Origin of the sequence: Nonomuraea sp. NPDC059007 (assembly GCF_042740555.1) — a bacterium.
GTDB lineage: Bacteria > Actinomycetota > Actinomycetes > Streptosporangiales > Streptosporangiaceae > Nonomuraea.
Window position 1 is genome coordinate 142,501 of record NZ_JBHYJD010000006.1, and the last position, 11,943, is coordinate 154,443.

Sequence of the window (11,943 nt, forward strand, 5' to 3'; positions counted from 1 at the left end):
TGCGTTTGTGAAGGGTATACCGCGACCCGCGAATGTGATACATGCCAGTTGAGAACATTCACCGGAACGGCCGCGCCGGGCAGGAAGGAGTGTGATCCGGGCGGCGACACAGCAGGCCGTATGCAGGCGTCGATAGGGGAATGTCCGTGCGACCACAGCTTGCCGAGCACCGCAGCGATTTCGTCGATCTTTCCCTGCTCTCCCATCCCGACCTGGACCGACTCGGGGACACGGTCCTCGCGCAGGCCCTACGTGAGCTGCTCGAACCTGACCTCGAAGAAGGGGAGGGCTTCGCGCGCTTCGACAACAGCACCGCTCTCTAGCGGATCTCGAAGCACCAAAGTCGTCGGACGTGCATGCCTAATTGGCGATTTCGGCCACCCAAATCGAGCTCTTTCGAAATCGAGGAATTGCCGTATTATTGCGGAGCCTCTTGACGGGCGCGCCGCGACGGCGAGCGGGTTTCGGTCTCGCCACAATCGGCAGTATCGTCGCCAGGCGACAGCGGCGCGATCTCAAGGCGGTTGATCCGTACCGTCCTCCATGAGCGAGGTCTGGCTAATGACAGCTTTCTCAGCGGTTCCCGCGGCTCCACGCGGACCATTCATTGGAGCGCGGCCTTTCGAAGCCCACGATGAGATGCTGTTATTCGGACGAGCCGAAGAGGTCCGAAAACTAACCCGGACATGGCAGCAGCGCCGGCTGACGATCCTCCATTCCGACGCCGGCGCGGGCAAGACCTCGCTGCTGCGCGCGGGCGTTGTGCCGGCCCTGAAGGCGGGCAACGCCCACGTGCTCCCCATCGGGCTGACCGCGCCCACGCGCGTGTGGCCCGTCGCCGCCCTGCCCGACCACAACAGGTACGTGCTCGCCCTGCTGTCGTCCTGGCACGCGGCCAACGCGCACACCCACGTCCCGGGCCTGTCCATCGACGACTTCCTGCAACGCCGCGAGGAGGTCGACCGGCAGGGCCGCCCCGCGCCGACGCTGGCCGCCATCGACCAGGTCGAGCTGTTCCTGCGCCCGGCCGGCGACAACGAGCACGAACGCTGCGCCTTCCTCAACGAACTCCTCTCCACCGCCGCCAAGCGGCCCCGCCTGCGGCTGCTGCTGTCGGTGCGCACCGACTACCTCGACGAACTGCTGCGCGTGGTGAAGGGCTTCGAGGACCTGCAGTACGAGGAGTTCGCGCTCGGCCCCTTCTCCCCGGAGGCCGCCGCCGAGGTCGTCCGCCGCTCGATCGAGAGCTCCGGCTACCGCCCCGCCCCGTCCCGCACCCGCGAACTGCTCGACGAGCTCCGCACGATCAGGGACGCCATGGGCCGGCCGCACCGCCCCGTGTCCACCATCGACCCGATGCTGCTCCAGGTCACCGGCACCCGCCTGTGGAGCCGTCCGCCCGGCCAGGACCACCCCATCGCACGGATGGAGGACGAGGTCGACGCCGCCCTGACCGAGTACTGCTCGGCCACGCTCGCCTCGATCGCCGCCGACTTCGAGCTGCTGCCCGCCGCCTTCCACGCCTGGCTGCACCAGACGGTCGTGTCCGGCGTAGCCCGCAAGCTCGGCTCGTCGGAGCGGATCACCGCCGCCGTGGTGCGCTCCCTGGAGGACCGCCACCTCATCAGAGCCCCGCAGAAGTACGGCCTGCGCATGTACATCCTGCGCCACCCGAGGCTCATGGCCCCCCTCAGGCGGCTGGACCCCGGCCTGTGGCCCCGCCCCGCCCCCGGCACCGCGGACCGGCTGCGCGCCGCCATGGAGGCCGCCTTCGACGGCGAGCCGGAACGCGCCAGGAGCCTCGCCCGCAAGGCCGCCGACGCCTGCTCCCCCGACGAGCTGCGGGCCGGCGCGGCCATCGAGTCGCTGCTCGGCAGCATCGCCTACGAGCAGCACCGGCTCAACGAGGCCGCCGGCCACTACCTGCGCGCCTGTGAGCTCTACGAGGCGCTGCGCGACAACATCGCGGTGGGCTGGCTGCTGGCCGCGGCCGGCCGGGTCGCGCTCGACCAGGGCAGGCAGCGCCAGGCCACCGGCATGTTGCGCGCCGCCGTCGAGCGGGTCCCCCATGACGTCACCCTGCAGACCAGCCTCGGGCAGAACTTCTGGATGGCCGGAGAGCCGCAGGCGGCGCTGGCCGTACTCAACAATGTGATCAACCGCGAGGGCAACGTGCCCGAGGCCAGGCGCACCCGCGGCGAGATGCTGGCCGACCTGGGCGACGCGGAGTCGGCGCTGCGCGACATCGGGCAGGCGAGCAGCCGCTGGCCGCAGCCCTCCGCCCGCGCGGCCAGGGCGCTGGCGCTGGCGACGTTGTCACGTACGGAGGAGGCCGACCGGGAGCTGGCCGGCGCGGTCGCCGACGCCGGTGACAGCGGCCCGGTCTATCTGCGCGCGGCCAGGGTCCGCATGATCTCCGGCGACTCCTCTGACGCGGCCAGGTACGCCGAGCTCGCGATCCTGGCGATCCATCCTCCGCTGCCGCCGCATCAGCACGGTACGGCCAAGCGCCTTTCGGAGGAACCCTGAACCAGCTCGTCATGGTCGCCGTCATCTCCGCGTGCGCCGCCGTGTTCGGCGCGCTGACCGGATCGCTCACCGCGGTCCTCACCGAGCGGACCCGCTCGCGGCACACCCGGATCGCCGCGGCCGAGCAGCGGGCCGACGACCGGCGCGACGCTCGCGATCGCGAGCTCAGGGAGACCTTCGCCACCGCGGCCGAGGCCGTGATGAACCTGGCCCTGAACGTCGAGTACGCGCAGCAGCTCCGCCGAGGCGGCACGACGCGCTTCGACCCCGCCGATCTCGCCAAACAGGTCTGGCAGGTCAGGCATGACACCGTCGCCGCCAAGACCGCGATGGCCAGGCTGCGGCCGCTGTGCCCGCGGGCGTGCCACGCGCGGATCGAGGCGCTCGGGGAGTCGCTCAGCTGGGCCGCGGCGCACGGCGAGCTCGAAAGCCCCAAAGGGATCGCGCAGCCGGTCCGCTCCCGCCTGGAGAACGAGCTCTACGCCCTCAGCGACGCGATCTTTCCATCGCCCGGCCCGCAGCCGGACCCGGACGAGCAGCCCCCAGGCGAGCGAGCCGTATGACACGGTCAGCGCCATCAGCAGGATGACGCCGGCGACCATGACGACCGCCGTCTTGGTGCCGAGCCCCGCGATCACGTACCCGGCGGCCAGCGCCCCGAGCGGCACCGCCCCGCCGGAGAAGAACCGGCTGACACTGACCACCCGCGCGTGCAGGTGGACCGGCACCTCCTTGGCGTAGTGGACCGACAGCGCCACGTTGAGGCAGGCCCCGGTGAACCCGATCCCGCCCCAGGCCAGCGGCAACAGCACGGCGACGAAGAGCACCGAGCCATGGTCACTGACCGCCAGCGCCGCGCACAGGAACAACCACGCCCACACACAGATGACGATCACCCTGCGCGGCTGCCGCCCGCTCAGAAGCCGCGGCGCGACCAGCGACCCGAGCACCCCGCCGAACCCGGAGGCGGCGATCAGCACCCCCGTCAGCCAGTACGGCAGCGCCTGCGCATGAGCCAGCAGCACCAGAGAAAGTCCGACAATCTGGAAGAAAAAATTAGCAAGAGCGCAAACAATCACCACAAGGAACAGGAACGCATCACCGCGCAGAAAGCTGACGCCTTCCCTCAAATCACTCGTCATGGCGGATCGATGCGTCACCGGTGGCTTGAATGCCTTCTTGTCCATTTTCAGGAGGAAGAAAGCAGAAAGGGCGGAGGACACCGCATCGAGGAGAAACGGCAGTCCGTGCATCAGATCGAACAGCAGCCCGCCGAACGGCCGCCCCAGCAGCCCCGCCCCGTGGATGCGCGCCTCGTTGCGCGACACCGCCTTCGGCAGGCTCTCCTCCGGCACGAGCCGCGGCACCACCGCCAGCTCCGCCGTGGAGTAGAACACCGCGCAGACACCCTGCGCCCCGGCGACCAGCGGCAGCAGCAGGGTCACATCACCTTGGCCGAACACCCCCACGACCAGCACCGACGCCAGCGCCATCTGCAGGAACGCGCTGATCACCATGATCGCCCGGCGGTTGGACCGGTCGACGATCACCCCGGCGGGAAGGTAGAGCAGCAGGCGCGGCAGCGTGCCGGCGGCCGTGACCCAGCCGGCGAAGACCGGCGATCCGGTCTGCGCGAGCGCGAGCAGCGGAGCGGCCAGGGTGGCGTTGACGGTGCCGAACTGGGAGAAGGCCGAGCCGGTCCAGAGCAGCCGGAAATCCCGTTTCCAGGCGGAGTCACGAGCGGTGCCGGACTGTACGCCTCTGGTGCTGTCGGCCACCTCAATCCCCGCTCCAGGTGCAAAACGCCACATTTGCCGTAAAAGTGCCCCTGGAGCGTGATTACGCAGCGGCCCAAAGACGTAGCGCCCCGATAGACGGGCGTCAATCTACTGTATTCCCGGAGCCCTTGGGAACTGGTCTCTCCCCCTGGCAAACCCCTTTCATCAGATTGGGAACTGCTCCCTACCCCGGGTAAACCCCTTCCACCAGAGCGGCAAACTCCTCCGGCGACATGACCCGCACGCCCAGCGATTCGGCCTTGGTCCGCTTCGACCCGGCCTTCTCCCCCGCCACCAGCAACGACGTCTTGGCCGAGACGCTCGACGACGACTTGCCGCCCGCGCGTTCGATCAGCTCGTTCATCTGGTTGCGCGACAGCGACTCCAGGACCCCGGACATCGCCCCGGTCACCACCACCGTCATTCCGGACAGCGGCCCCTGCCCGCCCTCTTCCGGGGCGGCGTCGGGTGGGGTGGCGCCGGGCTCGGTCATGTTGACGCCCGCCTGGACCAGCTTGTCGATCAGCGGCGCGAGCTCCAGGAGCTCGGCCACCACCACCGGCGCCTTCTCCGGGCCGATGCCCTCGACCTGCTGGATCGCCTCGGCGTCGGCGGCGCGGATGGCCTCCATCGTGGCGAAGTGCCGGGCGATGCGCCGGCTCATCGAACGGCCCGTCCCCCGTACGCCCAGCGCGCAGAACACGCGGCTCAGCGGCCTGCTCTTGGCCTGCTCGATGGCGGCCAGGAGGTTGTCGGTGCTGGTCTCGCCCATCCGCTCCAGGCCGAGCACCTGCTCGCGGGTCAGGAAGAACAGGTCGGCGAAGTCGGTGATGAAGCCGGCGTCGAGCAGCTGCTGGATGCGCTGCTCGGCCAGGGTCTCGATGTCGAGCTGGTCGCGGCCGGCGGCGTACTGGATGGAGGCGATCGCGCGGCAGGCGCGGCCCCGCACGCACCGCCAGCGCTCCTGCGAGGCGTCGATCGCGTCGCCGCACGACGGGCAGACCTCCGGGATGGCGATCGGCTGTTCCTCGCCGGTGCGCAGGTGCACGACGGGGGCCTCGACGCGCGGGATCACGTCGCCGGCCTTGTAGACGACGACCGAGTTTATCTTGGGTTGTTGGCCTTTTCTCGCAGGTCAGGTAACGATGATCTTGTCAGGCACATAAGGCATGTAGAGCGAGTGCCATGAGCCGGGGCACCACGGCTCAGGCTCCCTGTGGCTGTCGCGGGCCACCATCCGGCCGACTACGGGAAGCAGCGGCCGCACAAGCAACGGCCCTCGCCAGCGCGGTGAGGGCAATCCCTCGTCTTTCCGGACCGGGACTTCGCGCGAGGTGGCCGAGGCAGGCCCCCACTTGATGCGCGTGTTGTGGAGGTCGATCAGGCTCAGCCGCCTCGTCACCAGGTCCGTTGATCGGTGAGCTGCCGACTACGCGGATTAGAAACAACCGGTCCGCGCCCCTGCTCCAACAGCGGGCCGCCATGGTGATTAGGGGTGGGACCCTCAGGAACCGCAGGACGCCGTGATCGCAGGGCTGGGGCCAGCGCAGCACACCCTGGCGATATGAGTAGCGGGTGGGGCACCGGGCCGTAAGCGGGTGGCTCAGCTCGCCAGGCGCCGGGCTTCCGCTCTGGCTTTGTTGCCTGCACGGAGCTTGTCGTAGTTCGGTGCGACCCGCACACCGTCGACACGGCTGAACATCTGCAGGGCGTTGCTGTAGTAGCGCTCGCGATCTGCGAGAGGGCCGTAGTCCAAGAACTTCATGCTGCTGTTGCATTCGGGGCAGAGCAGCCCGCGCCAAAGGTGGGTCTCGTGGTCGTGGTCGATCACCATGCGGTGCCGGCGGTCTGCCGGCACCGACTCGGCCTCGGGCCGGTTGCAGATCTGGCACTTGTGCCCGGCTGCGGCGCGGAGGGCTGCGACCTCGGCTGGCGAGATGTCGAAGTCCTTGCGGCGTCGCTTGGCCTCATCTCGATCGTATTGGGTGACCGAAGTGTCGAGGTATGGCGTCAGGTCCAGCCGGTTGTCGCGGTAGTGCGCAAGGGCACGCAGACGCCGTATGGATCCATAGGGGGTTCCGCGGGTTACATACCCGAGGTAGCGGGAGCAGCCGTCGAACGCGCGGCCGCGAGCGTTGGTGATGCTGCAGATCATGCCGACCCAGGTGCTCAAGTTCCAGAGATGGCGGTAGGGCTGAATGCCGCGCCAGCCCTGTTGGTCCGCCGCCGCCAGGCCGCTTACCAGCATCTCGCCGTTCTCGCAGATGTGGCACACCCTGCCGCCGAACTGTTCGATCTGGGCCTCAGAAAGTGAGTTGCCGCGCTTGGCGTGGGACTTGGTGCCTGAGTAGCAGCCCTCGGCACCTTTTCTGGACATACACGCCGTGCACAGGCCCAAGCTGGGTCGCCACCACTTTTGGTCACGTTGGCACCCGCCGTCGCACTGGGTCTCGGGGGTGCAGCCGCAGGCCCTGCAGGGGCCGAACTCGGTGATGTCGCTCAGGTAATCCCGGTAGGACATCTGGTCTCCCTTCGGACAGGGATCGGAGGCGAGCAAACCGTACCTCTCCGCACCGACAGATCGCTCGACAAGCCGGCCGTCAGCTGGGTCCTGGCTCTCCGGGTCTGACCTGTTAGTTCAGGCGACCTCGTCCGGCTTCTGCCGGGTGATGGTCAGGTCCGCGCGGGTGCGCGCCGTCATGGCCAGCGCAGCGGCGTCGACGGGGATGCCGTCGGGACCGAGCAGCAGGAGTCCGGCACCGGCCAGCGCCGGCACGACGGTCTCTGCCGTCTTCCAGATCAACTTGTCCGTCTCGTCGTCGACCGCGGTCTCATCCTCCTGCGACCGGGAGGGGTCGCGGTCGGCATAGACGCGTGCGGCGACCGTGCCGGCGAGGTGGAGCCGCATCAGCAGTCGGTCGCACCAGTACAGGTCATGCTCATTGTCCTCAACCGTGCGATCACCCTGCCAGTCTTCCCAGGGCTCAGCCGGACACCAGTCGCGCGGGAGCGCTCGCCGTACGGCCGCGACCAGGTCGTGGCCGGCGAGCCACCGGTTGCAGGCGCGTCGCCATGGCCAGATAGGCTCCTGGCCGTCGAGCGCGCAATTCCACAGATCCCGCGCCAGCTCCTTATGCGTGGCCTTCCACCCTTCCAGCTGCGGATGAGGGTCCGCCGATTCATCGACGAACTGGAAGCTGCATGGCAGTTCCGGATCCACATTGGCCAGCGCGCATAAAGGCGCGTTAATCGCGTACATGGTGCCCCATTGTCGGGGCAACTGGCCACCTTTCATCGCCCGCCGGACAGTTTCCTGGCTGGCGGTTCCGTCCAGATCCATGCCTCTGGCCTGGGCGACGATCTCTCGCAGACACGGACGTCCCGCACATCCGTACTTGTGGAACAGCTCCTTGAGCAACTCGCGGTGAGCACCTGACGGGACCACGACTTCGCTCGGCATCCGAATGCACCTAGTGGTCAACGCGGGGCCTCCATCGGCCAGTGACAACCGGCGGCAACCAGAGTCTGGATTTGACAAGTTCTGACACCCAGTGGCGTATCGGTGATATCCGGCGTCGGCGAGTAGCAGCGCTTGCACCGCATGTCCAAGGCCTCCACCTCGCCGACATCCGTCGGCCTGACGAGGCAGTCTCTGCCTTGAAAACACGTGTCGCATCAACTACTTCGCACGCAAGCAGATCCTGGTGGATACCACCGCATCAGGTCCGAAGCGGACGTCCCCTTGCTACCGGGAGAACAACATGCACCTGTTCACACTGCGCACCGCCGTCGTCCTTGGCGCCGCCGTCGGCGCTGCCGCCTTGGCCGCGGCACTCGTCCTAAAGGGCGGCAAGTCCTGGCCTGCCGCGGTCCTCATCGGTGCCGGCGCGTTCGCCGGAGCGGCCACCTTCCTCAACGGCGTGATCTCCTAAGCTTCCACGTGTCCGCCCTGTGCTCTCGGCGGGGTGGCACAGAGGCCCGACGGGTAGCCGGGGCGCGATATTGCGCCCCAGGCCCCGCGCTCCCGGGCGAAAGGCCTAGTAGCTGCGACGACGGCGCGCCCGGCTGGCTGAGCTCCATCGTGCGATCGAGGTGCTGAACAGCGCCCCTGCCGCCGTGCGCGGTCAGCCGCCTGCAGATGGCGTTGAAGATGGCCATCTGCCACCGCACCGTGACGAAGGTCGCCCTTCTGGGCGGGCTTCCCGGGCGGGAATCTAGGGCCGAACGGATCGTCGACCACCGAGCCGTTGGATCGAGGTCTGGCCAAGCCGGAGCGGACGGAACTGGACTGCGCCAAGGGGCGGTCAGGTCTGCCAGAATCGCCTGCGTGGCGGCCTCCCCCGATGTGACGACGTTGCGGCGCCTTCTCCAGGGCGTCGTCCAAGCCATCGGCGACAGATCAACCCACGCGTGTCTGCCGGAAGTCTGCCGGCGGCTCGGCCTGCCCGAACCGCCGGTGGATGCGGGCGCCAAGTGGAGGCGGGCGGTCGCGAGCCTGGCGGCGTTGCCGGACTCCGAGGTGCCGGTCGTTGCCCAGAACATCCTGGATCAGGAGGACGTCGACGCACCGACCCGCAATGCCATCGAGGATGAGCTGTGGGCGCCCCACCAGGGCCTTAGCATCCCGACACGCACCCGCCGCGACATCGCCCAAGAGCTCGACCTCGAACCCTTGGTGCACTACCCCGACCGTTTCACCGCGATGTTGGACCGGCTTTGGGTACTGGACGGCGGCCTGGCCGACGTGCTCGCCCCGACCCGCTCACTACGCGCCCTGATCGACCGGCACGTGCTCGCCAATCCCGGGGACTGGTCGGCCGAGGATCTCTTCGAGCGACTTGGCGCCTTCGACGCCGGCGATGCCAGATTCGAACGGTTCCTCCTCGCGCTCATGTCGCCTTACGTCCTGCCCGACGAACCCGCTCAACGCCGCGTCGTCGCCATCGTCAGCCCTCACCTGAACGCCATCGGGGCCGAACTCTTGGAGAACGGGCAAGAGGGCGGCTATCCCCTGTTCGTGATCGCACTCTCAGGAGCGTCACGTAACCGGACGCCGAAGAACCTGATTTTCGCGACGCTGTCCAAGCCCGACATCCGGTTTCGCAACGCCGTCGACAACGCTGTCGAACTTCTCGGCGATCCCGACGCCTGCTTGATGTACGACCAGCCCATCGGGCCCGGCGGGGTCCTCTGGCGCGACCTGCAGGCCTGGTGGAAAGACAGCCGCGACATCACCGATGACGGGGAGGCGAAGCGATCGCTTTATCAGCGGCTGGGCAGATGCCTGCCGGCCAATTCACCTGCCCAACGCAACCTGTGGGAGCTCTACCACGAGATCCACGGCCCCGCCGTCCACGAGCTGCCCGCTCTTCTGCCGGAGATCTGGCTGCACTGGGACCCCAAAACCGTCGAGCAACGCGGACGGGACGCGCTCCTGCACCTACGAATGGACTTTCTGCTGCTCATGCCCCACAACTGCCGGGTCGTGCTCGAAGTCGACGGATCCCAGCACTACGCCACCGCAGGCCGCCCCGACCGCCACAAATACGCCGCCCAGATGCGCGGCGACCGCAACCTCAAGCTCGCCGGATACGAGGTGTTCAGATTCGGTACCGCCGAACTCGAGGACCGCACCGCGGCCAAGCCGCTTCTCGAAGAATTCTTCACCACCGTGTTCCAGCGGTTCAACGTGCCCGTTGCCTGACTCTCTCCCTCGGGCGATTGAGGAGCCCGTCAGCGTGATTGCGTTGTACGCCCAATATTTGCACCGGCCCTAGGTACGTGCGGTAGCTGACTACCAGAAAGGATGCTGATTCCTACGATGGCCGACGTGAGACTTGCCGACTTCTCGGACCTGGCGGTGTTGTGCCGCGAGAATCGCCTCCGCTTCGAAGGCTTCGCACGAACGCCTGGTCAGATCGCTAAGGTGGCCGGACGACGTGGTTGAGCAGCTTCTCTACGACCACGGAGATGATGACGCGTTCCTGCTCGACTACGGATACATTGACCTCTCCAGAATACAATGGGATGTCGAGATAGTGCCCATCGGGGAATTCGCCGAAATGCCGACGGGAGCATCTGATAGCGGCTGCGTCGAGGAGTACGCCACGGGTCCAGATCACTGGGTTCAGGCGCGCGATCGCGGGATCCACCTAGGTGTTGCTCAATGCTGGGAAGCGCATGAGACGTGGAAGCGCTGGCCGATTCTGATCGACCGAAGACTGCTCGATGCCTTTGGAAGTGGCCTCCAGATTGTGGAGGGCCGGCCACGTGTGGGTGTACTGAGGGGCGCCATCGCCAAGGGGCCTTTGTAGCAGAGCGACACTTGGCGTGGGTCGGGCGCTCGTCAGCGTGAGCTGCACGGCCCGCCGACCGAGAGGTCCCGCGTCATGCTGCGGGACGTGGCTGTTGCTCCTCAGGCACGATGATGGTCATCGGTGCACAAGTTGACCATGCATTCACATCTGGAAGGAACCCCCGATGCTGTCCAACGACGTCCCCGCCGCCGAGACTGCTTTGCCTGTCCGACTGGACGGGCGGCCCGTCCTGACACGGTGGATCGGCGGGGTCAATCTCCAGCATCCAGTTGTAGCGGCCGCCGTCCCCGTGCCGGACGACCCGCAGCAGGACCCTGTGTTGGCGCGGCAACTCGACGTCTACGAGGACTTGCTCGCGACGCTGGAGGCCGGCGGGGCCGACCGGTGGAAGGCGAAGCGAGACAACGACTTCCCGGCGGTCACATCCCACGGCCAGCTCCTCGATCTGCGGGCCGAACTCGTGGTCGGCAGGGCCTTGCAAGATGCTGCCGTGAACTTCCGGCTGGGCAACACGAAGATCGCTAACCCCGATCTCGTCCTGTCTGACCACAACCTCGGCATCGAGGTGACGGCCAAGGCTCCGCTGAACATCGCTGCGCTGAACGAACGACTTGAAGACATCCTGCGGGACTTTCCGGGAATGGGTCTTCAGATGAGCTTCAGCGTGTATCCCACTCGGCTGGCCTCCCAGCCTGTCGAGGAGCTCGCCGCCAAGGTGGCCACTGCGATTCGGCAGGCCCAGCGGGACCACGCGAAGGTCACGGTCCAGCAGGTTGTCGAGGACCCCAAAAACGCCGCAACCGTGACCATCGAGGTCGTGCTCAAGCCGAACTCCGTGGGGGCGCTGGACGAGCCCGTTAGCTGGGAAGTACTGGCGGGCACCCTCCAAGGCCCGCTGAGCTCAGCCGAACACGCTGTGTTTGAGATCGGCAGTTCTCCTGCCAAGGCGAAGCAGGCCCGATCCATGGCCGGCGGAGTGATCTTGGCGGTGGACCTTTCGCGATACGGCGGAGCATGGATGCGACCTGCAGCCGTGTGGCCGGGCTGCCTGGCTCAGCGCTTCACGCCCACCTTTCCTTTCGCCGCCATTGCGGTGTTCCGGCAAGACCTCATGAACGCCCATATTGTGGAGCCTGCGGTGGCCATCTCCAGCCATGCCCCGCTCGACACGCAACAGCGCATCATGGAACTCGTCGAAACGATGTCCTGGCCCCACGCCCTTGGCCCGGACGCCAGGACCTCCAAGAAACCTGGACCGGTTCAAAGTGTGAGCCATCGTGGCGACGAACAAAGTCACATCCTCCACCATTGATTCGCGA

At 67.3% G+C, this 11,943-nt stretch carries 10 protein-coding genes; 6 read left to right on the forward strand and 4 right to left on the reverse strand.

Features of this window, described 5'->3' with window-relative positions; translation table 11 throughout:
- Nucleotides 1-146 precede the first annotated feature (146 nt).
- Nucleotides 147-323: a hypothetical protein gene (locus ACFWY5_RS11835; protein ID WP_184958929.1), complete on the forward strand. Its 177-nt coding sequence runs from the start codon at nt 147-149 to the stop codon at nt 321-323.
- A 238-nt stretch (nt 324-561) separates the two neighbouring features.
- Nucleotides 562-2,529: an ATP-binding protein gene (locus tag ACFWY5_RS11840; protein WP_379631602.1), complete on the forward strand. Its 1,968-nt coding sequence runs from the start codon at nt 562-564 to the stop codon at nt 2,527-2,529.
- On the opposite strand, the gene ACFWY5_RS11845 is transcribed toward ACFWY5_RS11840, so the two are convergent.
- From ACFWY5_RS11845 to ACFWY5_RS11860, 4 genes are all read right to left on the reverse strand, one after another.
- On the reverse strand, nt 2,490-4,307 hold the full coding sequence (locus ACFWY5_RS11845) for an MFS transporter (protein ID WP_379611164.1): 1,818 nt from the start codon (nt 4,305-4,307) through the stop codon (nt 2,490-2,492). The genes ACFWY5_RS11840 and ACFWY5_RS11845 overlap by 40 nt on opposite strands.
- 184 nt (nt 4,308-4,491) lie before the next feature.
- Nucleotides 4,492-5,382, reverse strand: coding sequence for a BRCT domain-containing protein (locus ACFWY5_RS11850; protein WP_379631604.1), 891 nt, complete (start codon nt 5,380-5,382; stop codon nt 4,492-4,494).
- Nucleotides 5,383-5,910: 528 nt separating this feature from the next.
- The gene (locus ACFWY5_RS11855; protein WP_379631606.1) at nt 5,911-6,828 is read right to left on the reverse strand and encodes an endonuclease domain-containing protein; all 918 of its coding nucleotides are present in this window, start codon (nt 6,826-6,828) and stop codon (nt 5,911-5,913) included.
- Between the two features lie 117 nt (nt 6,829-6,945).
- On the reverse strand, nt 6,946-7,767 hold the full coding sequence (locus ACFWY5_RS11860) for a hypothetical protein (RefSeq protein WP_379631608.1): 822 nt from the start codon (nt 7,765-7,767) through the stop codon (nt 6,946-6,948).
- A 301-nt stretch (nt 7,768-8,068) separates the two neighbouring features.
- Here ACFWY5_RS11860 and ACFWY5_RS11865 point away from each other — a divergent pair, with 301 nt between their 5' ends.
- From ACFWY5_RS11865 to ACFWY5_RS11880, 4 genes are all read left to right on the forward strand, one after another.
- Complete coding sequence (locus ACFWY5_RS11865) at nt 8,069-8,239, forward strand: hypothetical protein (RefSeq protein ID WP_379631610.1); 171 nt, start codon at nt 8,069-8,071, stop codon at nt 8,237-8,239.
- A gap of 395 nt (nt 8,240-8,634) precedes the next feature.
- Complete coding sequence (locus ACFWY5_RS11870; protein ID WP_379631612.1) at nt 8,635-10,011, forward strand: hypothetical protein; 1,377 nt, start codon at nt 8,635-8,637, stop codon at nt 10,009-10,011.
- 235 nt (nt 10,012-10,246) lie between these two features.
- The gene (locus tag ACFWY5_RS11875) at nt 10,247-10,621 is read left to right on the forward strand and encodes a hypothetical protein (protein WP_379631614.1); all 375 of its coding nucleotides are present in this window, start codon (nt 10,247-10,249) and stop codon (nt 10,619-10,621) included.
- A gap of 166 nt (nt 10,622-10,787) precedes the next feature.
- Nucleotides 10,788-11,936: a hypothetical protein gene (locus ACFWY5_RS11880; RefSeq protein ID WP_379631616.1), complete on the forward strand. Its 1,149-nt coding sequence runs from the start codon at nt 10,788-10,790 to the stop codon at nt 11,934-11,936.
- Nucleotides 11,937-11,943 lie beyond the last annotated feature (7 nt).

Coding starts and splice junctions, on each gene's coding strand:
- ACFWY5_RS11880 (WP_379631616.1), top strand. CDS start 10,788: ATGCTGTCCAACGACGTCCCCGCCGCCGAGACTGCTTTGCCTGTCCGA.
- ACFWY5_RS11840 (WP_379631602.1), top strand. CDS start 562: ATGACAGCTTTCTCAGCGGTTCCCGCGGCTCCACGCGGACCATTCATT.
- ACFWY5_RS11865 (WP_379631610.1), top strand. CDS start 8,069: ATGCACCTGTTCACACTGCGCACCGCCGTCGTCCTTGGCGCCGCCGTC.
- ACFWY5_RS11855 (WP_379631606.1), bottom strand. CDS start 6,828: ATGTCCTACCGGGATTACCTGAGCGACATCACCGAGTTCGGCCCCTGC.
- ACFWY5_RS11860 (WP_379631608.1), bottom strand. CDS start 7,767: ATGCCGAGCGAAGTCGTGGTCCCGTCAGGTGCTCACCGCGAGTTGCTC.